This window comes from Lachnoanaerobaculum sanguinis (assembly GCF_033242365.1).
GTDB lineage: Bacteria > Bacillota > Clostridia > Lachnospirales > Lachnospiraceae > Lachnoanaerobaculum > Lachnoanaerobaculum sanguinis.
Window position 1 is genome coordinate 47,887 of the sequence record NZ_BTHK01000013.1, and the last position, 20,386, is coordinate 68,272.

Annotated in this window: 25 protein-coding genes; all 25 read right to left on the reverse strand. The window is 38.3% G+C overall.

Annotated elements, in window-relative coordinates:
• Window positions 1–2 precede the first annotated feature (2 nt).
• A complete protein-coding gene (locus SBH76_RS09650; protein WP_317977646.1) occupies window positions 3–650 on the reverse strand; it encodes an HK97 family phage prohead protease in 648 nt (215 codons plus the stop codon).
• Entirely contained in the window at window positions 613–1,707 is a 1,095-nt protein-coding gene (locus SBH76_RS09655; protein ID WP_317977647.1) for a phage portal protein, read from the reverse strand. Before SBH76_RS09655 ends, SBH76_RS09650 begins: the two co-directional genes overlap by 38 nt.
• The gene (locus SBH76_RS09660; RefSeq protein WP_317977648.1) at window positions 1,686–2,108 is read right to left on the reverse strand and encodes a phage portal protein; all 423 of its coding nucleotides are present in this window, start codon (window positions 2,106–2,108) and stop codon (window positions 1,686–1,688) included. Before SBH76_RS09660 ends, SBH76_RS09655 begins: the two co-directional genes overlap by 22 nt.
• Before the next feature lie 5 nt (window positions 2,109–2,113).
• Window positions 2,114–2,338 carry a DUF6148 family protein gene (locus SBH76_RS09665; protein WP_060930358.1) on the reverse strand — a complete coding sequence of 75 codons (225 nt, stop codon included), beginning with the start codon at window positions 2,336–2,338 and terminating at the stop codon, window positions 2,114–2,116.
• 17 nt (window positions 2,339–2,355) lie between these two features.
• Window positions 2,356–4,221: a phage terminase large subunit family protein gene (locus SBH76_RS09670; RefSeq protein WP_317977649.1), complete on the reverse strand. Its 1,866-nt coding sequence runs from the start codon at window positions 4,219–4,221 to the stop codon at window positions 2,356–2,358.
• Window positions 4,175–4,735, reverse strand: coding sequence for a hypothetical protein (locus SBH76_RS09675; protein ID WP_317977650.1), 561 nt, complete (start codon window positions 4,733–4,735; stop codon window positions 4,175–4,177). The genes SBH76_RS09670 and SBH76_RS09675 overlap by 47 nt, the downstream gene beginning before the upstream one ends.
• Window positions 4,735–6,090, reverse strand: a complete 1,356-nt coding sequence (locus SBH76_RS09680; protein ID WP_317977651.1) for a site-specific DNA-methyltransferase — start codon at window positions 6,088–6,090, stop codon at window positions 4,735–4,737. Before SBH76_RS09680 ends, SBH76_RS09675 begins: the two co-directional genes overlap by 1 nt.
• A gap of 9 nt (window positions 6,091–6,099) precedes the next feature.
• The gene (locus SBH76_RS09685) at window positions 6,100–6,744 is read right to left on the reverse strand and encodes a DNA-methyltransferase (protein ID WP_317977652.1); all 645 of its coding nucleotides are present in this window, start codon (window positions 6,742–6,744) and stop codon (window positions 6,100–6,102) included.
• 323 nt (window positions 6,745–7,067) lie between these two features.
• Window positions 7,068–7,592, reverse strand: a complete 525-nt coding sequence (locus tag SBH76_RS09690) for a hypothetical protein (protein WP_317977653.1) — start codon at window positions 7,590–7,592, stop codon at window positions 7,068–7,070.
• 68 nt (window positions 7,593–7,660) lie between these two features.
• Window positions 7,661–8,146 carry a hypothetical protein gene (locus SBH76_RS09695; protein WP_317977654.1) on the reverse strand — a complete coding sequence of 162 codons (486 nt, stop codon included), beginning with the start codon at window positions 8,144–8,146 and terminating at the stop codon, window positions 7,661–7,663.
• Entirely contained in the window at window positions 8,136–8,366 is a 231-nt protein-coding gene (locus SBH76_RS09700; RefSeq protein WP_298053695.1) for a hypothetical protein, read from the reverse strand. Before SBH76_RS09700 ends, SBH76_RS09695 begins: the two co-directional genes overlap by 11 nt.
• Window positions 8,344–8,847: a VRR-NUC domain-containing protein gene (locus tag SBH76_RS09705; RefSeq protein WP_317977655.1), complete on the reverse strand. Its 504-nt coding sequence runs from the start codon at window positions 8,845–8,847 to the stop codon at window positions 8,344–8,346. Before SBH76_RS09705 ends, SBH76_RS09700 begins: the two co-directional genes overlap by 23 nt.
• Complete coding sequence (locus tag SBH76_RS09710) at window positions 8,837–9,010, reverse strand: hypothetical protein (RefSeq protein ID WP_317977656.1); 174 nt, start codon at window positions 9,008–9,010, stop codon at window positions 8,837–8,839. The genes SBH76_RS09705 and SBH76_RS09710 overlap by 11 nt, the downstream gene beginning before the upstream one ends.
• Window positions 9,007–9,393: a hypothetical protein gene (locus SBH76_RS09715; RefSeq protein WP_317977657.1), complete on the reverse strand. Its 387-nt coding sequence runs from the start codon at window positions 9,391–9,393 to the stop codon at window positions 9,007–9,009. Before SBH76_RS09715 ends, SBH76_RS09710 begins: the two co-directional genes overlap by 4 nt.
• 450 nt (window positions 9,394–9,843) lie before the next feature.
• A complete protein-coding gene (locus SBH76_RS09720; RefSeq protein ID WP_317977658.1) occupies window positions 9,844–12,555 on the reverse strand; it encodes a DUF927 domain-containing protein in 2,712 nt (903 codons plus the stop codon).
• Window position 12,556: 1 nt separating this feature from the next.
• Window positions 12,557–13,189 (reverse strand): DUF7768 domain-containing protein, encoded by a 633-nt coding sequence (locus SBH76_RS09725; RefSeq protein WP_317977659.1) that lies wholly within the window; start codon window positions 13,187–13,189, stop codon window positions 12,557–12,559.
• Between the two features lie 26 nt (window positions 13,190–13,215).
• Window positions 13,216–13,644 carry a single-stranded DNA-binding protein gene (locus tag SBH76_RS09730; protein ID WP_317977660.1) on the reverse strand — a complete coding sequence of 143 codons (429 nt, stop codon included), beginning with the start codon at window positions 13,642–13,644 and terminating at the stop codon, window positions 13,216–13,218.
• A complete protein-coding gene (locus SBH76_RS09735; RefSeq protein ID WP_317977661.1) occupies window positions 13,637–14,572 on the reverse strand; it encodes an AAA family ATPase in 936 nt (311 codons plus the stop codon). The genes SBH76_RS09730 and SBH76_RS09735 overlap by 8 nt, the downstream gene beginning before the upstream one ends.
• Window positions 14,573–14,574: 2 nt before the next feature.
• On the reverse strand, window positions 14,575–14,991 hold the full coding sequence (locus SBH76_RS09740; RefSeq protein WP_317977662.1) for a hypothetical protein: 417 nt from the start codon (window positions 14,989–14,991) through the stop codon (window positions 14,575–14,577).
• Window positions 14,991–15,449 carry a gp33 family protein gene (locus SBH76_RS09745; protein ID WP_317977663.1) on the reverse strand — a complete coding sequence of 153 codons (459 nt, stop codon included), beginning with the start codon at window positions 15,447–15,449 and terminating at the stop codon, window positions 14,991–14,993. The genes SBH76_RS09740 and SBH76_RS09745 overlap by 1 nt, the downstream gene beginning before the upstream one ends.
• A 13-nt stretch (window positions 15,450–15,462) precedes the next feature.
• Entirely contained in the window at window positions 15,463–15,939 is a 477-nt protein-coding gene (locus SBH76_RS09750) for a hypothetical protein (RefSeq protein WP_317977664.1), read from the reverse strand.
• 15 nt (window positions 15,940–15,954) lie between these two features.
• The gene (locus SBH76_RS09755; protein WP_317977665.1) at window positions 15,955–17,304 is read right to left on the reverse strand and encodes a DEAD/DEAH box helicase; all 1,350 of its coding nucleotides are present in this window, start codon (window positions 17,302–17,304) and stop codon (window positions 15,955–15,957) included.
• The gene (locus SBH76_RS09760) at window positions 17,305–18,012 is read right to left on the reverse strand and encodes a 3'-5' exonuclease (RefSeq protein ID WP_317977666.1); all 708 of its coding nucleotides are present in this window, start codon (window positions 18,010–18,012) and stop codon (window positions 17,305–17,307) included.
• A 2-nt stretch (window positions 18,013–18,014) separates the two neighbouring features.
• Window positions 18,015–20,033 (reverse strand): DNA cytosine methyltransferase, encoded by a 2,019-nt coding sequence (locus tag SBH76_RS09765; RefSeq protein ID WP_317977667.1) that lies wholly within the window; start codon window positions 20,031–20,033, stop codon window positions 18,015–18,017.
• A complete protein-coding gene (locus SBH76_RS09770; protein WP_317977668.1) occupies window positions 20,023–20,376 on the reverse strand; it encodes a DUF7575 domain-containing protein in 354 nt (117 codons plus the stop codon). Before SBH76_RS09770 ends, SBH76_RS09765 begins: the two co-directional genes overlap by 11 nt.
• Window positions 20,377–20,386 lie beyond the last annotated feature (10 nt).

A 20,386-nucleotide genomic window follows, 5' to 3' on the forward strand; every position in this document is an offset into this window, starting at 1 on the left:
AATTAGTTACCTCCTTGAACATTTGTTTTATTTATCTGAATCTGTCTTTCAAACCAATCCATAGAGCGTTTTGCCTTAAATACCGGTTGCTCAGACAGTTCCCTTCCAACTCCAACTGTCGGATCTGCAGGAACACTTACTATTGAAATTTCATAAGGTGTCCACTTCCTTGCAATTGCAGCAGGACCTATGGCCTTACCATCAGCCGACTGTTTGCCTTGTGCCACTTCTTCCCAAGATTCGATTTGATATCCTACCGATACTCCTTTAAGAGTACCGTTGGCAACCTTTTGGAATATGCGCTCAGATTCCTCATCCGAATCAAACTCGACTTCTGCCATTCCTCTTCCGCCTTCAATCCACGCTTTAGCAATCTTTCCGATTACTGCATCACGATTGTGGTTAAAAAGTAGGCAGCCAATCTCATTAATTCTTGTTAAATCCACAGCACCTTCCGAGTGATCCAAAACTTCAGCACCCCAGTATCTTTGATAGGGTTCTTCAGACGAAAAAGAGAGGATAAACTTTCGCTCATTTCCCTCTCCACTTAATGCCCTTATGCTATTTTCAACCATCTCTCTTCTTGCCGCAGTCCTACCATTCTCAACAGGCTTATCTCTTTGCTGTTGAATCATCTTCCTCGTTTTCATAGAGTTCCTCCTTTGTTTTATCAAAAATCACACTTCCCATGTCAATTCCAAACTCTCTGGCATAATCAAGAACATCTGCGATTTCCTCGATTTGCTCCTTCCAATCTTTTCCTTGCTCTGCCGCAATCTGTTTGAATGTTTTTTGCCCGGTATTAAGTGCAATCCTGTTCGCATTTGCTTCCTTTTGCGGATCAATCCACTTTTTAGGAGCTATGATCCACGTATGGTCCAGATATTTATCTTTATTTTTCCAAAAATCTTTTATCTGAATATTCCCTGATAACCACAAGGATATAACAAATGTCTCAAATATTTCATCCATTACTTCAGTGAGCATTTCCTTTTCTTCTGCATAAGTCATCTCATCCTCTATAATTCCCTGCCTTGTTGAAGAATAATTGCTTTCACTCATATCACGGCTTGTTGCCTCATAACTGATACCCTGCCCTGCACCGACAAGTCTTTGCTGGAGCTTTATATAGCTTGCAGCATCTGTAGCCTGTCCTGCAGGGTTGACTACTTGTATCTCATCTCCTGCATTAAGCTCCTTAATCATTCCGGGTGTTATGGATTTGCCTTGGTAATCATGCAACGATCCTTGACCTACTCCAATTCCTCGTCCAATCCCTGTAGTTGGTATTGTTTTCTTTATAAATACTGAAAGGCAGGCCGCTATTCTCTCTTTTACTGATACCGCCACCATGAACTCATTTGCATCACGAATTCTTGTGATTGTGGGGCTCATATCACTCATTTCTCTTATCTGTGACGGTCTATGCTTTGTATAAAGGAATATAACATCCTTTGCCTCAATATAGACAGGCGTTGTCAGTGCCAAATTGTCAACAGGATATTGCCTGATCCAATACCCAGCCGGTCTATTAAACTCATTCAATTCTATTCCGCCAACCACCTTGTTGCCTATATTTTGTGGAGTCATCTGTGAACTATCCAATTCATCCACCTCAAATGTCTGAAGTTTAAATGGCAAAAAACCATCACTGGTGTATCTCTTTACTATAAGGATTCCACCGTCTATTTTTTTCTCTTCATGCACATTCTCATCATCTGAGTAAATGACTGAGTTCCTGTAACATCGCAATTCTGTTTCTTACACCACTTTTTCCATGCAGTTTCTATTGAATCATTTAATTCATCACTTCCGGTTTTCGCCTGAAGAATATAACCTCCACCGATTACATTTCTCTTATAAGCTCCAATGACAGAATTCATCATATCTGAATTCCGTTCCAGATCTCTTGCCCTCGCCCTGACATTGTCACGGCTATATTTATCTGTATACTCTGCAGATTGATTTACCACTCTCCAATTAGCATTCCCTCTTGAGTAGTCACCTGCATCATAGCTCCTCATTTCATAAAGACTCTGCCTCCATGCCTCTCTTTTCGCTCCCCACTCAGGAGAGATAAAGGATATAATGTTATCCAACCAACTCACACTTATTACCTCCCACTAAATATCGCAACATAGGTGTCATCCAGCAGGTGATTACCATTCTCTGATTGAACCTGAGCCATCAAATCATTCTTCATTTTGTATAATAGATTCAAATCAGCTCTTGTCATTTGCCTTGTACCTATCTTGTACGACTGTCCACCGACAAGGACTGAGTATATCGCATTATTAACTTCTTCAAGCATTTCATTTGCCGTATAATTGTTATTCATTGCAAATCTCCTTAACCTTAAATATTCCAGTTCTCATTTGTTCGAATCCATTGTTCTTCAGGAAAGTGCTTTGTATCATCTTGCTTTGTGCTCTTCTCTACATTCTCAACAACATTATCAAGATGCATTGTTCTCACTCCAAGAATATCCGCTGCACATAGTGCATAAACCTCGCAGTCAAGATAGTGGTTATCAGCATGAGCTGTTTTTGGTCTCCACTCTTGCTTAACTACACCTTTCCCATTTTTAACATTAACCTTGTGTTCTGCAGTTACTTGTGTCGCATACTCCATATCACAATTTTTGTACACCATCCATGAACCGGTTCCATTATCTTTCCTCATACGTCCTGCAATCATATCCTTATATTTACCGGTATCAACAAGTACAAGGTTCATTCCGTAAGCTTTGCTGTCAGCCTTGTTTACTTTAGATAATTTATAATGAGTAAGCATATTATTTGAAGCGCCCTTACTTGGTAATGCCCACTCGGAGTTGTTTGCACAGAAATCATATACCCTATCGGTATCATTACCTGAATCTATCAATGCGAGTGCAACTACAAGAGGAGTACTGTCAGGCATCTGGTACGACAAATTCATTATTCTTTCCACTTCCTGGAATGAATATGCTTGGCCATGTGCTATATTTTGACTTGTGAAGAAGTCTCCCCATGCTCTTATGCTCCAATAAAAGCAGTTTTCCTGAACATCCACTCCTGCAGTAAGAACCTTTGTCCACTCAGGAACAATAAACTCTTCATACTCTGTCTGTCTTTCCATAACGAGATCTGCACTGGTCTTAAGTTTTGTATCCTCCCAAGGCTCTGCCAGCCAGCTGTTTACAAAGTTTTGCAGCTTCTCGGGATCATCATGACTTTCAAGGAATTCTTTTGCAACCTCAGAGAACCTCACAAAAGGCGAATACAATGTATTCATCCAGAATGCAACTTTTCTTGCGAACTTAGTGTTCTCCTTGACAACTCTCCATTCTCCAAGTCTAAGCATATCCGGTTTATCTCTATCTGTTATTATGCATCCACATTCTTGGCACACATACGTTGCGAACTCTGCACGGTCTGCATAGCTCATATCCTCACCCTTGGGGAATTGGATTTGTTTCATCTTTAATTCAATATACTCTCCACAATGTGGACATGGCACAAAGTAATGCTTTTCAATATCAGCATCTTCCATAGCTTTCCATATATGCCCCTCTCTTAAGGTGGGCGTACTCGTCAGGAATATTTTTTTATTATGGAATGTTTTTGTTCTCTCTCTTGCAAGAGAAATTGGATCCGCCTCCTTCTTACTTGCACCGGGATACTTATCTACCTCATCAAGGAATAAATATCTTATAGCTCTACTTGAAAGACTTGAAGGAGAGTTGGAACCTGCCAACGTTAGATACATGCTGTCAAACTGCAGTTCCAGTTTTGTTGATTCATTTTCTGAAAACCTACTTTTTAAATTTGGCGATGCTTTTATCATTGGTTGCAATCTTTTGTCTGAAATCGACTCTGCAAGTTTATCAGTTGGGTACACTATCATTGTAGGAGCAGGGTCCTGTTGTATGATATATCCAACCATGTTCTGCAGGCACTCAGTACCACCTACCTGCGTTGGCTTCACATATACAATTTCCTCAGTTTCGTAATTATTAAACTCATCCATGATTCCTTGTAAATATGGAGTATGCTCCGTTCTCCACGGTCCCGGCATAGCGGAGGTTTTAGCATCCAATATCCTGTACTTATCCGCCCATTGCGTAACGGTTATATTTTCAGGTGGCTTTAAAAATCTCAGTGCTTCTTTCTGATAATTTGTAATCTCGAATTTACGGAACGGATTTCTTGCCACTCTTTTTCTTTTCCAATTCTTCATGGGTACAGCCTGCCACCACGAAGCCGTCCATTAATCTTATTACTTCTGAATTCAAATCTTTCTCTACCGCTCTAAGCTCTAAAGGATCACAATGACCAATGATTCTTCCGGTCAGTCTACTCGGCAAAGACAAAGCAAATTTTTTAAAAGAGGTAAAAAAACGGACATAGTCCATCTTTACCTCTTCGATATCAATATACTTTCCTGATGCTATCTCTGTCTTTAATCTATGCATTTCTCCTTGCGATTCCTTCAAGGCTATTTCTGCCTGCAGTTTCTGTTCCTTCAGCTCCATTTCTTTTTCCGACTTACTTTTCCCATATGCCTTGTCAGAAAGATATTTTATATATCGTTGAATTGTTGGAGCAAGTTCATATCTATTTCCCTCAGAGGTCTTTGTTGTCGCTATTATGCCTTCTTGTGTAAGCTGTTGAACTCTTCTGACTGATACTCCAAAAAGTGTAGCTATGACTTCCACTCTATAAAAGCCACTTTGTTGCTGTTCTTCTGCCATCAGCCATCACCTCCGGATATTTTAACTGCACTCTGCCCGGTATATTCCTCCCATCTTTTCACAATTACATCGCAGAACTTTTCGTCTAACTCCATTAAGAATGCTGTTCTCCCAAGTTGCTCTGCCGCCATCAATGTACTTCCACTTCCGCCAAACAAGTCAAGAACATTCCACCCCGACTTACTTGAGTTACTCATAAGTCTACCAACCAAGGTCACAGGTTTCATTGTTGGATGAATATCATTTCTGGCAGGTTTGTTTTCATAAATCACCGATGTCTGGTCTTTATACTTTCTATGTAAATCTTTGATATATGCTACAAGTTCAGCCTTCTTCATTGCTTCGAAGTCTACATCATCTTCTAAAATAACAGTATCCTGAGTTCTATCATTAATGAAATAGTGCGCTGCACCCTCTTTCCATCCATAAAGACACGGCTCATGCCTCCATTGATAATCCTGTCTGCCCAGTACAAATGTGTTTTTCTCCCATATCAAGCACTGCGAAAGCTTCAACCCTGCATCAAGGAATGCCTGTCTGAATATATGCCCGGTACTCTCAGCATGGAACACATATATAGCTGCACCCTCTCTCATAAATTCATATGCACTTTGATATATTTGAAGCATAAAAGAATAAAAACTCTCATTATCCATGTTGTCATTTTTTATTCTGCTATTATTTCTATGTCCCTTCTGAAGATATGTATCCAGCATTTCTGCCTTGTCCCCATAGTTTACGTTATATGGTGGATCCGTAATAATTAAATCGGCTAATTCACCTTTCATAAGAACTGCTACATCCTCTTGAGATGTAGAGTCTCCACACATTAATCTGTGACGACCCAATTTCCATACATCACCAAGTTTCGTTTTCGGCTCTGAAATCTGCTCAAGCATTTCGCTCTCGTCAAAGTCATCATCTATTGCTTCAGGTTCAATTGCAAGTCTATCAACCAAATCCGTTAACTCTTCAGATTCAAATCCGGTTAATGAAATATCATAATCTCCAAGGTCTAAATCAAGCAACAAATCCTTTAACTTTAACTCATCCCACTCACCGGTTATTTTATTAAGGGCAATATTGAGAGCCTTTTCTCTTTGCTTGTCTAGGCTGACAACTACTACATCCACCTCTTCATATCCTAAATCTTTTAGGACCGTGCATCTTTGATGTCCACCAATAATAGTGCCATCTTCATTTATAATTATCGGATCTACATATCCGAACTCTTCTATGCTTCTCTTTATCTTCTGATACTCACTGTCCTCAGGTGTCAATGCCTTCCTCGGATTATAGTCTGCCGCTTTTAAATCAGATAGCTTTCTTCTTTCAGTAGTTAAGTGTTGATTCATTTTACTCTCCTATGCCTCCTCTCTTATTGCTTTTTGTTTTGTAAAAAGCTCCCATCTATTAATTATGCCTTCGCAATACTTTTCATCTAATTCCATCATGTAACAAGTTCTTTTAGTTTGCTCTGACGCTATGAGAGTAGTTCCACTCCCTCCAAATAAATCCAATATCAAATCACCTTCATTTGTAGTCTGAAGAATCGCTTGTCTTGCCAATGATTTTGGCTTTTGAGTCGGATGTATATATTGTCCAGCCTCATCCGGAGTGTGCTTCCAAACAGAACCTGTTCTTTTTCCCACAATTTCCCTTCCTTGATTTGCAACCAAAGCCACTTCATAGTCAGTGCTGAATGTATGCTTTAAGTCACCCATCCCACCTCTTGCTTTATACCAAATAATCATATTTGTTATATCAAGATGCTTAGTGAATTCTGGTATCCATAAATGCAAGACTCTCCATGTCGTAAACACAAATACAAACCCATTACAAAATTTGGGAATAAATTCAATAAAAGGAAGTATTACATCATCATTTTGTATTACCTGAAACTTTTCACTTTTAGTTCGTTGGTTACTTTGGAAACTTATACCATATGGCGGATCTGTAAATAACATATCAGCTGTTTTGCCATCCATAAGTCTTTCTATATCATTCACATCTGTGCTATCTCCACACATTAGTCTGTGACGTCCAAGTCGCCAGACTTCATTCTTTTTCACTTTTAACATGCTTAGTCCTTTGGGTTCGTAACGAAATGTAAAAAATATTTTCATTTTTTTGGGGGAATGGACTGCGCTGTTTTCCGCCCCGCATGCCCCACCCCCTCAGGTAGTACCTACCATTTTTTTGATGCATTCAGTATTTTGTATTAAAAAAGGACATAGCACAGGTCTCCATCGACCTTATGCTATATCCCTTTCGTTATACTCCATGCTACTATAATAACACATATAAAAGTCTATTTGTGTCTACTCTTTAGTCACTCTACCTTGTCTATCGCACCTGTCTCTTTGTCCACATTGTACTCTGCGTACTTCTCTCCTGTGAACAGTTTCTTTGCATCCTGCTCTTCTCCGTCTATGTGTTCATATATCCTTACATTTATTTTATCACCCACACTTGTCACACAGGCTGTTGTATTAAGCGTGTAATTTACTATTGCATGTACTTCCTGATCACTCTTAAAATACATTTTATAATAATCAAGTACATACTCTTCCACTGATTTCTCTCCGGTAACCTTCGCAAGTCTCGCATTGCCTGTTGCATCGTTTTTCACGTTGTCAGAAAATATTACATCCACCCCATCGATTGTCGCTGACTTCCCTGTTGTTTCAGTTTCTTTTTCTGAGCTGTCGGAAATGGTTAACGACTCCACCGTCTCCTTTTTATCATTTGCAGGCTTATCATCTCCTGCAGGCTTCTTTGCCATTATCCCTATAATACATATAACAATAATAGCAATTAAAATTACAGCCATCACGTTTCTCCTTTTTTGATTCATACCATCCTCCTTGTATTGTTGTTGTGACTTCAACAATACCACCCTATGTTCTATAAAGTCAATACACTTTACTTGTTAGACTCTATATACTTTTGGAGAGTTTCCTGAACCTTAACACACCCAAGTAGCATATCAATCCCTGCATTATAATAGTTATGGCAAGAAGCTTTTGAATAGCTCATTCTTGCAATTATAAATTTCCAGGGTAAGCAATCTATATGTCTATACTCAAGCACACTCCTCTCCACAGAGTCAATCGGTAGGAAGTCCATTACTTCCATCACAGCAAGCATTGCCCTCTGAACTTCCACCTGTTGCTTCATAATCCTATCTTCAATCTCTAATGCTCTGACTACATAGTCCTCAGTCTTTGATGTTGTGCATCCTGATTGGCCTCCAGGCATAGGTGAATAATTTATCCCCTTTGCTTCCACCATCTCTTCCCTGAAATTTTTTAATCTAACTTCCAGCTGTTTTCTTTTAAGCTTAGCCTTATAATATTGCTCTAGATACTTCTTCATAGCAACAATCAACTCTTTGCTATCAGTTTGCATTAGACACTCCTTTATTGCAAAATCTTTTCCTCAGCATACACTCTGTACACATTCCTACATACTTCAAATCCCTTAGCACTCTTGCCTGAGGAGTTTCAAAACATTTGCACCCACATACCGGACATTGGGTTAACTTCCAGCCTTTCTTACCTACTGCCTGCAGTCCAATATTTTTAAGTAGTGGCATAGAATAAATTTTATTTTCTTCTTTTTGCTCCATCAAACACTCCTTTGATTTCATCTTTTAAAATCTCAGCCACTTCCTTTTCCGAAGTGACTACATATGCTTTCGCTCCTGCCTTGTTAAGCAAATCAATTGTTTCTTTTTGGATCTTACTTAGTTTTCCAATAAAAGGCCTCTTCACTTCAAACCCGTAATATTTGCCATTCACTATGCAAGTAATATCCGGGATTCCCTGCCTTGAATATGGGCCTGCTGCTTCTTTCCAGATAACTGCATCAGGAATATTCTTACAGATCCATTCCATTATCTTTTTTTGGAAATACGGTTCTTTTGGCATGTGTTCTCTAATAAAAACTTCTGCCTCGTAGTTGTTCTTTATTTTTTCATATCTTTGCTTCACATATGCTACAAGCTCATCATAAGTTTTAAACTTTGTATAATCAATTTTTCCACGGGTATGGTATATACCCCCTACCGCAATATCAGCAGTAGGATCCTTGTATCCTTCACTGTTCATTACTGCCACCACTCCTTTTATGTTTGGCATATTCTATAACCAAAACAGTCCTTAACTTTTTTAGTGAATCTTTTTCTAATACCATACGTGTCCAAGGTGAATGCCTATTATCATCTTCCTTGACTTTTTCATTAAGCATTTCCAATATTTCCGCCATACTCATTGTTCTGTCTCCTCTAAGTACTTGCTGTAAATTTCATTGATTCCCTCTTTGACAGCTTTAGTTAATTCAACCACTTTATCTATATCATATTCTTTAAATATTAAATCACTGCACTGCCTAATAATCCCTTCATCCTTTTTCTTTTCGACAAATTGACTTATATCTTCCAGGCATTTATATCCCCTTTCATCTTTAACAATCAGCAAATCTTCTATCAGCATCTCATCTATAAGATCATCTGCTCTTTTCTTTATTTCATTTTTTAAAGCCATGTATGATTTCTTATATTTTGTAATTAACTCCTCCTTAGAGATATTTGACTCATTCTTCTTAAGTTTTTCTACAAGTCTTTTAAGCTCATCAACATGATTTTTTAAATCCATCTGCTACTCACCTCTTTTCAGTTACACACCTATTAAAAATATTAGGTGTGTAGTAAAAATGGCTTAACTGCGTGGGTTTCAAGGCAACTACACACCTACACACCTAATTTTTGATATACACCTTGTTTTTTTATAAAATCTTGTGACTAAGTAGTCACACTTTTCGTCAAAAAATATATTGGTATATAAATGTGTATATAGGTGTGTTAGGTGTGTATATATGTTATAAAGCATTATTTTAAGCCACTTTTAGCTACACACCTAACTACACACCTGGCTACACACCTAATTTTTTTTCGAATTAGGTGTGTAGTTTGTTTCGTCAAAATAAATATATTAGACCACCTTTACTAATATATTTTTATTCATTCATACAGTCACAAAATTTACTCCAATTTTTCAAACTTGTGACCTTTTTTGAAATCTTGTGACTTTTTTATATTTTATAATTTAGTCGAATGGAAGTTCCATCTGCTCGCCTTCACCAACATGACTCCACCCATCTCCAATCGGTTTTTCAGTATCATCTGCAGCAAAACCACTCTCTTTTACAATTTTTCCGAAGTGTAATTCTACAAACCTACATTGTCTGTTATTGAATGATTTGAATACAGAATTTTTTGTTCCTCCGCTTTTGCTTGTAGTTGTTCCTATGAGATTTTTATCAGCAAGATATTTCATTGTCTTTCTTGATGAATATCCTGCTTTAGCTAAAACCTGAGTTAAGATTGACGGAAATATATACGCTTCTCCGCCCTCTATAAATCCAAAGCATGTACCATATACTTTTTCTCCGAAGCTCTCTTTGTTTGACAGAATCCAGTCCACAATATACTGAGTAGCATTTTCGTTTACATCTCCCATATCTGCATCCATCTGCTCAGTTAGAATGGTTCTTGCCATTTCTTTAGCTCTTTCCCATGACTCACTTGCTATTTTCAGAGAAACTGCAGAAGAACTTGCTCCCTTCTGAGTAAACTCTCCAGCCTCATATCGCTCCATCCAATCTTTATCTTCAAAGAACCATGTGTCTATAATTGCATCTGTCAAGGCAACTGCTGCAATCCCTGATATATGCGATCCGCTTTTCCCTTTACTTAATTGATAAACGAACTGCAACATTTCATCATATTTGTCTGCAATGCTTTTTTCGTCTACCTGCAGTAACATACTTATAAATGCCGGGCCTGCCCAGCCACAGTGCATTCCTGATTTTTGATGCATAAGAGATGCTTCCCTTTCATCATCAAAGGGCCCTCCGTATATCTCCAGTACTCTTGTACTTACTCCTGTCTGAGATGTCTCTGTTGACAGTGGCTCCTCACCTGTAGCAAGAGCAACTGTTCTCCATGTGTGCATTGCTTGAATTCCTCCACTCTTTGCTCCACGGATTTTGCCTGTTCCGCTTGCAATCATGTATACTATCTTTTCAAGACTGTTTTGATTATTTCCTGCAAGCTGTCTCTCATCAATTCCAAGTGGCAAATCACAATAAAAGCTTGCCGTCCTCTCAAGACCTACCTGTGTAGCATTAAAATTTACCATCAATCGCTCAGGATCACCCCATGCAGAGAGTGCAGCCTTTAAACCTGCAGTCTTTCCGCCCTTTGAGCCTCCCCAGTTATATACAAAGAATATTCTTTGCTTTATTATTCTTAGAAGTGGAGCAGTAAATCCTGCCGCTAAAATAAATCTGAATTTATCCCTTTTTCTATGCGACTCCATCATATCAAGCCAATCCTTGAATGTTCCATTCTTGCAATATGCAGCGGCCAGTGTTCTTTGTGATGGATCAATATCAAGAACTATGTCATCATCATGTCCGGGGATGAACCTTTTCCCCTCCTGCCATCCGAATGTTGATGTTGAATCTGCTTTCTTTATAATATCTATATTTTCAGATTCAAGTGCCGATAAAAACTTGACCACTTGCTTTGCGTTCTCCGAGGTCACCGTGCATCCAAGATCTGACAATACAGTAATTCCCCTTGCGGTGAATATAGTACTTCTTGGGAGTATTGCAGTATTCCAGACTCCATCTCTTTTAAAAGCGACTTCCATCTTTTCTTCACCGGTTTCCATGCTCCTCAACCGCCTTGTTAAAATAATAGGTGTTCTGCAAATTGCAACAGGCATGTTTTTCTTTTCATCTATCTTACTTATTCCTTTGTCTGAATAAATCCATCCTGCAGGCTGTCTTAAATTAACAGGTGCTCCCGGCAAAGCCTCAGGGATTGCCTCTTCTTCTAAGTCTAAGAGCTCTGCATTTGCTAGAGCTCTTCTTATTTTCAATGCCGCCTCTTCTTTGCCGAACTTTATATATGCGTCAGAAGGATCCTTGCATCCCATATACCTGCAACTCCATTTATATACTTGTCCTATAAATTGCCCTTCTTTTAAAGCAGTAGTTACCTTGTGCAGGAACACTTCTCCGCCTTTATCAGGCTCAACATGTATGTAAATTTTTAAATCCTGCAGAGTGGTTGCCCACTCTTTTCGCATCATAGAAGCTCCCGGGATTCCCAGTGTACTTATTCCCATAAACCACATACTTTGGCTATCAGATTCGCCTTCTACCAGAACTGTGTATCCTACATTTCTGATTTGCGATATCTTCCACTCTCCATACATACAGATATCTTTGCCTGCTCCATATTTCCATCTGAACTGTTTGTTCCCATATCTTTTTCTATAGGTCACTTCTTCAGATTCTTCGTTGAAATATGGTATATAGAGGTATTGGATACCTTTTCTATCTTTTTTTGTCTGCAAGCAACATTGCTCAACTAAGAATTCCTCAGGGAATCTCTTCTCAAGGGCATATTGAGACATGCTGTATGGAATCAATGTATCTGCATCAACATCATGTTTTTTCTCCTGATCCTCATATGCCCCATATTGTTTTAATATTGCCTTGTAGGCTTCTTTTGTACTTACTCCGTTAAGCTCTGCATAAAATGATGTAAAATTTCCGCCTCTATCTTCAGCATGACATTTCCAGCATCCGGTTTTTAAATCTGCAGAGAATGAGTTGTTTTTATCATCATGAAATGGACACAGTCCTGTAAGATTATCTCCAGATATTTTATGTTTTGATATGATACGAGAATATTCAGTTTTATAATCTACTAAGTGGTCAATATCCACTTCATTTGCCCTCATATCAAATCTCCAATCTTTGCCTTAGAATCTCATTTGCTTCATCCTTTGTATAATTAATACTTTCGCCTTCTAATCCAAGAATTTCTGTCATGTACTTTATCTCTTCATCCATTCCGTCACTTACCACATCATCAATCGTTAAAACATAGAACGACTTACAATACTGCATTAGCTTTTTTCCTGCGGCCATCCCAAAGTCTCTTTCAAATGGATTGTCATCATTTAAAAGCTTTGTAAAGTATAGATGTGGAGCAATAGGAATAAATCCTTTTTCCATTACTAAACGGCAAGCATGCTTTGCCATCTGAATGTTCTCAAGAACTTCATCGTATGATTTTCCACGATATCTTGAGCATACATATACGAGTGGCATTAATGAGGGATTTTTATTTTCTGTAGTTCCTTTTTGACACTGCCCCATGTACTTCCAAGGAGAATATTTACTCTCCTTGGCGATAGTATCGTACAATCCCACTTCACCAATTACCTCAGCCACATGATCAAGCTGAAAGATATTCTCTTCCTCGTATATTGAGTTATCTGCAAAGTAGTTATAAACTTCTGTGTCAATTACTTCCCCCACCTTTATATGGTCATTTGATATTCTGCTGTTGAAGTCCCTATATATTTCCATACATATACCATCCTTCCTTAAACGCTTTATTCAAAAGGCAATCCGTCATCTGACTCAAATCCATCCGGTATGTCCATCCACCCATCATCATCAACTTTTGGTTTGTTTGAGCTTTGCTTGCCTCCTGAGCTTGAACCGCTAGATTTGCTTTCAGCAAACTCAACAGACTCTGCAACCACATCTGTTGTGTACACTGTTTGACCTTCTTTGCTCGTATACTTTCCGGTTTGAATTCTTCCTTCAATTACTATTTTCATTCCTTGCCTGAAGTATTTCTCGATAAATTCTGCAGTTTTTCCCCATGCAACGACTCTTGGGAAGTCAGCATCAGGCTGTCCTTCTTGCTTATATTTTCTATCTACAGCTATGCTAAAAGTTGCACTGCAGGTTCCGCTTTGTGTGTAGCGAATCTCAGGATCTCTTGTAAATCTTCCGATAAGTATTACTTTATTCACTCTTATCCTCCTTTTGTTCCTCCGCTACTGCTTTGAATTTATCCATCTCACTTAAAGCCTGTTTTAAGAATTCAAGGTCTTTGTTATTTTTATGATTTCCACCGAATTTATTTTTATACCACTCCATCATGGTCTTATTCTTTGAGCCACCAAGCTGTGTCGCTTTTTCAGTGATTTCATCCTGTATCTTTTTCACTTCTTCTGCTCTTTGCGCTGGGGACTTAACTGGATCACCATCATTTGCCCAGTCATAGAGCGCCTCTCCGGACTTCTCATCAAGCACTTGAATCTTACCTTCAAAGATATGAGTGTTGTCTTTTACCGCTTCTGCAAGGTGAGTATCCTGATCAATCATCCAAGTAACCATATATTCGTACTCAATGTCTTTGTCCTGTTGAGCTCCTACTCCAACCTTTCGTGGAGCCATCTTTCCACGGCTATTTGCTTCAAGGACATACTCGTCCTTACCTCTCGCTGTCACAATGATATGTGCCGGTGCAAGTAGGATTTTCTCAATAATCTTCTTGTTTTCTTTTTTATACTTTCCCCATGCTTGGAATGTATTATCTCCTTTTGTCTGCAGTTGTACTTGGTCCTGTACCCAATTCCAGAGGTGAGTCATTGAATCAATTATTATTACTTTGTATCCCTCTTCCAAGAAGGCATCTATGGCAGCAATATAATAATCTGGGCTGTATTCTTCTAAGCTTATCAGGTCATAGTCAAATTCATTGGCGTAGAGCTTATCTCTCATTCCCTCTGTGCCTATGTATCCTATCTTTGTTCCCTCACCTACTCTGCCTGCAATTCCTGTTGCCAGCCTAAGTGCTGAATATGATTTCCCACTTCCTGAAGGTCCACTTACTAAAACCTTGACGCAAATTTGCTCTTTTTTTGCTTTTGTGATTGTAAAATTTATTTTTGCCATTTTTATTTCTCCTCTACATCTTCAAAATCTTCTTTGTCCGACTCCATTTCATCTATATACTGTTCCAATGGAGACTTTTCTTTGTCATAGAGGTCGGCAAGAATTCTCTTGCACTGTGCCGCCAGTTTTATTGTTTCAATGCTTGAGTCAATTGCAGAGTTGTAAAGTGAACTTATTACGTTCAGTGCATTTTCATCCTCAATTGGCAAAATCTTGAGAAAGTCATCCATATCATTCTTAATGCTTTTAAAGGCCTTTTGAGCTGTAATATAGTATTCTGCAGATATTCCATATCCTTCATGTCTATTCCTGACCTCTGATAAGAATACATTTTCATCCTTTATTTGATTGAGGGTTCTGTCCGCCACTTCCTGCATGTTTTCTTTTAAGCTTTCTTTCCATTCGAAGTAATTATCCATTATTCTTTCTCCTTTGCATTTTTTGCTCTATTTAATGCTTTTGTATTTGCTTTTCGTCTTGAAATTTTCAGTTGAGAGTATACACTTAAGCACTCAGCAAGTCCCTCTGTAAGCTCTCCTGTTTCCTCTACAAGATTATTCATTGCCGAATTAAGTGTTCTTGAATCAACCCTTTCAACAATCAGATCTCCGAATCCTTCTTCACGAAGAACTTCAAAAAAGTCCAAACCTTTTTCCATAAGCTTATCTTCTCCGATTTTTGAATAAATAGTCTTTTCCTGCAGGCTATATTTGAAACCGTCTACTGTAGTATCAGGCTTTTCTTCATCTACCATCTGCTGTGCAATTTCTTGCTCAAGTTCATCAAGTTTCTTGTTATTTCCCTTTGTCTGTTCTGCCAGTTCATCTTTCTTATCAAGCAGCTCTTTGTACTCTCTTACCTTGTCATCAAGTGTCATTTTCTTCTTCCTTTCATCCACCCATTTTTGAAAATGGGCACTCCCATTGATAATCTTTATAGGTTATAATCTCGTTCTTTATTATTTTCTTATCTACAATCTCTACCAATTGATTAAACTGTCCGCCGCACTCAAATCCTAGAATTTTAATATCAATGTTATATTTTTTTGCAATATCCTGAAGTTTCTCTGCATCTATTTCCCATGCAAATCTTGCCGGGAATGCTTCCACATGTATATCTGTTTCATCGCTTTCCAGATTTTCAAATTCAATCATAAAATTATCAATGAATGCTCTCCCTGCCTCTATAATTAAATATTTTCTCTTGCATGTAGACATTACATAGGTAGAGGATTTGCCACGAGTAAACTTTATTTTTTCCAAACTTTCAGCAAGTGGAGTCATTGGTTGTATACCTTCTTCCATAAATCTAATTATGTCATTCTTCTTTCCTCTTACCTTCAGTTCCCCTTCGCACCAATTCGGCATTTTGAATCTCCTTAATTAAAAATAATTTCTCCACTCATCCACTATGGTCTTTGCCAAGTCCTCTTTTTTTGCAAGTGCCTTCAGTATTGTTTCATCTACCGTTCCCTCTGTGATTAGATGAATGTATGTGCAGGTATTCTTCTGCCCAATACGGTGAATTCTTGCAAGGCTCTGTGAGTACGCTGCATAATTAAAATTGACAGAATAATATACACATGTATCTGCAGCAGTTAGTGTGATTCCAAGTCCTGCAGTATCAATTTGTGCAAGGAATACTTTCGTATCCTCATTTGTCTGAAAATCTTTAACTATGCCACCTCTATCTTCCAGTTTTACATCTCCATATATGGATCCATACTTGATTTTTTTCTTTGCAAGCATTTGACCGATTAAATCAATCTCAGGTCTAAACCTTGCGAAAATAACAAGCTTCTTTCCTGCATCTACCACATAATCATCAATGATTTCTTCTAAAGCATTAAGCTTTCCTTTACTAACAAGCTCTGCTTTTTCGGATCCATCAGCTACTAAAAAACCACCTGTGAACTGCTGTAATCTTAGGAGCTTAGTGAGTACAGTTGTGACTGTAACCTTCCCACCACCATCAAGTTCTGCAAAACTTTCTCTTTTAATCTTGTTATATACATTCTTTTCCTTTGCAGTTAGAGTTATTCTTCTCTCAAGGAATGTCTGCTCCGGTAAGTCCAAGGCCTCTTCTTTTGTCACTCTGTAGGCGATTGAATGTTCTTTTTGTATCAACTGGTCAAGGTCCCTGTAGCCAACTATTTGGCGCCTGTTAAAGCCTCCCATAATCGCATAGCGATTTCTAAATTGGTAGAAGTTCGTACCGAATATCGTTGGATCTAAGAATCTGTACTGGCTATACAAATCAATAGCATTATTCTGTACCGGTGTGCCTGAAAGAATAAGTTTATACCTCGCCTGATCACCAAGCTTGTGAATTGCTTTGGATTGTTCAGCATCATGAGTCTTTATCCTTTGACTCTCGTCACATATAATCATGTCTGCATCCCAGTTGTATAACGCCTCAAATATATCTTCCCTCCATGTGCTTTCATAATTAATCACAGCAACCTTTAATGCTTTAAAAGGAAAGCTGTTCAGGTCAGAGAGTGCCTTAATTCTTTTATCCTTATCTCCTAAAAGAACTTTTACTATTGACTTAAAGTCTGCGTAATCATCAAACTCTTTAGGCCACACACTGCAGACTGATGTGGGTGCTATAATCAATACTTTTTCTATTTTTTCAAGCTTATAAGCTGTACCCAGTGTGGCTATAGCTGTGAGTGTCTTTCCGCATCCCATTTCGAATAGAAATCCGAACCCTTTATTTTGTATGCCCATCTATACTCCCCTTTTTATAGTTTCATATAATGGTCTGCCCAAGTAAGCATTCATACTCTGACTAGCATATGTGACTTTTTTGAGTTTTTTTTCATCAGGACCATATCTTGGGTTAAATCCGAATAGATTTACATATCTATCCAAATCCTCTCTCTCTTCATACATACACCTTGTAACTTCAATAAGTGCTCTACAATCATCTATCGCTCTATGACTATTTTTTACTTTTTTAATTAGGTGATATTGGACTATTGCTGATTCTAATCTGTGCGGATACTGCCTGCGATCTTTGTATACTGTTAAGGTATCAAGATAGTCACAATCATTAAATATCTGCATCCAATCTTTATTCTTGTTTCTATGAATTGCATAAGCAATAAATTTAAGATCAAACTGAGCATTATGTGCTATTAAAAGAGTTTTTCCACCATATTGAATCATGTTTATAAATTCATGAATTACATCTTTTTCATCTCTACCCTTTAACAAAGCTTCATTAGTTATTTCAGTTAATTCTGTAATATTTGCAGGAAGTTCGGGCATTTTGAAAAGTTTGATGAATTCATCCATCTCTTGTTGCCTTCCATTTTTATCAATACTTATGGCTGCTAGTTCTATTAACTGATCCAAACTTTCAGGATTAAAGCCTGTTGTTTCTGTGTCAAAAAATATAATTTGATTGTATTTTTCAAATATTTTTTCAAACATTACTATTCTCCTTCTTTATTACATGAGTCCAAATTGTATTCCGACTTACCATCCCTTAAATCACAGAACTTTGCCTCATAGTGGATTTCTTTACCCTTATCTATCACCGCCAATACATGCAGTAATTGCGTTCCATCCGGAACATTTATTGTTATTTCCTTCATACTTCTCCTTTGTAGCTCATGTGCAATTCCTTCCATTACAAATGCAGCACATGGCAAAGCTATTCCATTTCCCCACATCTTATATTTAGCTGTGTCACTTTCCGGATTGCTCAACCACTTTTTTATTTGATTATCCGTCTTATCTTTTTTTACTATACCCAGTGATTCTGTATGCTGTTTAAATATTAACTTCCAATAATCTATATCATCTGCTGTTATGTTTTCTGTATTCAAGTTATCTGCCCACCCATCAGGGAATCCCTGCAATCTTCCACACTCTGTTGGTGTAAGCCTTCGAATAATATATTTAACATTTTCATACATAATTGTTTGTTGATTATCCCCCGGCTTAGCTCTAAGAGTTCCTGTTTTTCCATCATCATAATAATGACCACCAATTCTGGATACTGTTCCCGGATCAAAAGCGACCACCAAGTCGGTTGCATCTTTGCTATCTCTTTGTTTTAATGATGAAGCAACATTTGAACTTTTATATTCACCGAATCCCTGCATTGCAAAACTTTCATGCATTACTGCACTTGGGCCTTTTGCAACAAGCGTTTGAGCTAAATCTTTCTGAATACTAATGTCATACTTAGCATTTGCCCCTTGGTTAAATGCTGCTCTATCAATTGAATATGCTACAGAATGTTTATCGGCTGTAGTCAATGTATAAGTAGGATCACCCTCATTCCCTATGCCAAGTCCATTTGCTGTTTGACTCTTATACCTTGAGGCCTTGTCCATTACCGGGATTACTTCATTCAAGGTATTTGGAATAAATAATGTTTGAGTTTGAGCCTGTGTAAGTGTTGCAGATTTATCTATCTGAATAAGAGGGCCTTTTCCACCACCATCACAACCACTTCTTATCTGCATTGTAACCGGAACACTATCTATTAACATTGGCACATTATTCCCACAAGTACCCATCTGTCCTGTCAGTGTCTGAAATGTACCATCTTCACGAATACTCCAACGACAGTCCTGCGAATGGTTTTCTATAATTATTGGAACATTGTTTCCTCTGGTTCCCATTTTTTGAGTAAGTGTAGGCGAATTTATACTCTGATGCACTACACTTCGTCTATCGCTGATGTCGAAACACTCGACATTTGCTCTATCTGACTTATTAGTGCCATTCTCAGGACTTCCGGGAGCTCCTTCCCCCTTCTTGATGCTCTCTTTAAAATTCCCTCGCATGCTATCTTGCTTAAATAATATTTTTGGTGCGGATTCACCTCCAAAATCTGCGACAAGGTAGATTCTCTTTCTTCGTTGGGGGACTCCCCAATATTGAGCATCGAGAGTTCTCCAAGCGACTGAATACCCATCTCCCATGATTGTTCCTTGTCCCCCCCACTTTCCTTTCGGAGGTCTAGGAATAGAAACTTCTGCATCTGTGACTCTGCAGATTTCCTCAAGAACGCACCTGAAGTCCTCTCCTTTGTTGCTTGAGAATGCCCCTGGGACATTTTCCCATACCATGAATCGTGGTCTGATGTTGCTTCCTGTTCTTCCATCTGCCTTATCACTTTCTCTCATCTCCTTTGCTATTCTTATCTGTTCTCTGAATAAATTACTTCGTGATCCATCTAGTCCTTCTCTCTTTCCTGCTATACTCATGTCCTGACAAGGTGAGCCACCGGTTATTATTTCAACCTTAGGTATCTTTCCACCATCCATTTTTTTAATATCGCCAAGATGTAACATGTCAGGGAATCGTTTCTTTGTGACAAGCATAGGAAACGGCTCTATTTCACTTGCCCAAACAGGAACAATGCCAGCCATTTGACCAGCCAATTCAAATCCACCGCTTCCACTAAAGAGAGAGCCCATTGTTATCTTAGTTCTCATTCTTTCTCCTTTTTCGTGGAGTTGGAACTCCCTCCCATAGCAACTTTTTTCCACACCAATGGCAATATGCGTGATTATGCCTTGCTCTTCTACCGCAATTGGGGCAAGTATATATATCCATGTCTCTATGTATAACTTTTGCCCCTACCTCATATCTTTGTACCAGTTGAGCCGTTTGCTCTGTGGCCTTTTCATAATCATCAATAATTCCTATTGCTTCTTGCAACGCTTTTTTATCCTTGATCCAAACATCGCCACCATTTAATTGAGCCATCTCTGATACATGAACATATAGGTTTTCCAATTGGCTTATTATCTTTTGATAATTCTTAGTCTTTTTCATCACAGTCTCC

What these genes read in the sequence shown, in the direction of transcription:
- SBH76_RS09750 (WP_317977664.1), bottom strand. Translation starts at nt 15,939, where the DNA reads ATGCCGAATTGGTGCGAAGGGGAACTGAAGGTAAGAGGAAAGAAGAAT.
- SBH76_RS09770 (WP_317977668.1), bottom strand. Translation starts at nt 20,376, where the DNA reads ATGAAAAAGACTAAGAATTATCAAAAGATAATAAGCCAATTGGAAAAC.
- SBH76_RS09680 (WP_317977651.1), bottom strand. Translation starts at nt 6,090, where the DNA reads ATGAATCAACACTTAACTACTGAAAGAAGAAAGCTATCTGATTTAAAA.
- SBH76_RS09740 (WP_317977662.1), bottom strand. Translation starts at nt 14,991, where the DNA reads ATGGATAATTACTTCGAATGGAAAGAAAGCTTAAAAGAAAACATGCAG.
- SBH76_RS09695 (WP_317977654.1), bottom strand. Translation starts at nt 8,146, where the DNA reads ATGCAAACTGATAGCAAAGAGTTGATTGTTGCTATGAAGAAGTATCTA.
- SBH76_RS09755 (WP_317977665.1), bottom strand. Translation starts at nt 17,304, where the DNA reads ATGGGCATACAAAATAAAGGGTTCGGATTTCTATTCGAAATGGGATGC.
- SBH76_RS09715 (WP_317977657.1), bottom strand. Translation starts at nt 9,393, where the DNA reads ATGGATTTAAAAAATCATGTTGATGAGCTTAAAAGACTTGTAGAAAAA.
- SBH76_RS09665 (WP_060930358.1), bottom strand. Translation starts at nt 2,338, where the DNA reads ATGAATAACAATTATACGGCAAATGAAATGCTTGAAGAAGTTAATAAT.
- SBH76_RS09675 (WP_317977650.1), bottom strand. Translation starts at nt 4,735, where the DNA reads ATGGCAGAAGAACAGCAACAAAGTGGCTTTTATAGAGTGGAAGTCATA.
- SBH76_RS09760 (WP_317977666.1), bottom strand. Translation starts at nt 18,012, where the DNA reads ATGTTTGAAAAAATATTTGAAAAATACAATCAAATTATATTTTTTGAC.
- SBH76_RS09700 (WP_298053695.1), bottom strand. Translation starts at nt 8,366, where the DNA reads ATGGAGCAAAAAGAAGAAAATAAAATTTATTCTATGCCACTACTTAAA.
- SBH76_RS09735 (WP_317977661.1), bottom strand. Translation starts at nt 14,572, where the DNA reads ATGGCAAAAATAAATTTTACAATCACAAAAGCAAAAAAAGAGCAAATT.
- SBH76_RS09670 (WP_317977649.1), bottom strand. Translation starts at nt 4,221, where the DNA reads ATGAAGAATTGGAAAAGAAAAAGAGTGGCAAGAAATCCGTTCCGTAAA.
- SBH76_RS09765 (WP_317977667.1), bottom strand. Translation starts at nt 20,033, where the DNA reads ATGAGAACTAAGATAACAATGGGCTCTCTCTTTAGTGGAAGCGGTGGA.
- SBH76_RS09690 (WP_317977653.1), bottom strand. Translation starts at nt 7,592, where the DNA reads ATGAATCAAAAAAGGAGAAACGTGATGGCTGTAATTTTAATTGCTATT.
- SBH76_RS09725 (WP_317977659.1), bottom strand. Translation starts at nt 13,189, where the DNA reads ATGGAAATATATAGGGACTTCAACAGCAGAATATCAAATGACCATATA.
- SBH76_RS09650 (WP_317977646.1), bottom strand. Translation starts at nt 650, where the DNA reads ATGAAAACGAGGAAGATGATTCAACAGCAAAGAGATAAGCCTGTTGAG.
- SBH76_RS09720 (WP_317977658.1), bottom strand. Translation starts at nt 12,555, where the DNA reads ATGAGGGCAAATGAAGTGGATATTGACCACTTAGTAGATTATAAAACT.
- SBH76_RS09745 (WP_317977663.1), bottom strand. Translation starts at nt 15,449, where the DNA reads ATGACACTTGATGACAAGGTAAGAGAGTACAAAGAGCTGCTTGATAAG.
- SBH76_RS09705 (WP_317977655.1), bottom strand. Translation starts at nt 8,847, where the DNA reads ATGAACAGTGAAGGATACAAGGATCCTACTGCTGATATTGCGGTAGGG.
- SBH76_RS09710 (WP_317977656.1), bottom strand. Translation starts at nt 9,010, where the DNA reads ATGAGTATGGCGGAAATATTGGAAATGCTTAATGAAAAAGTCAAGGAA.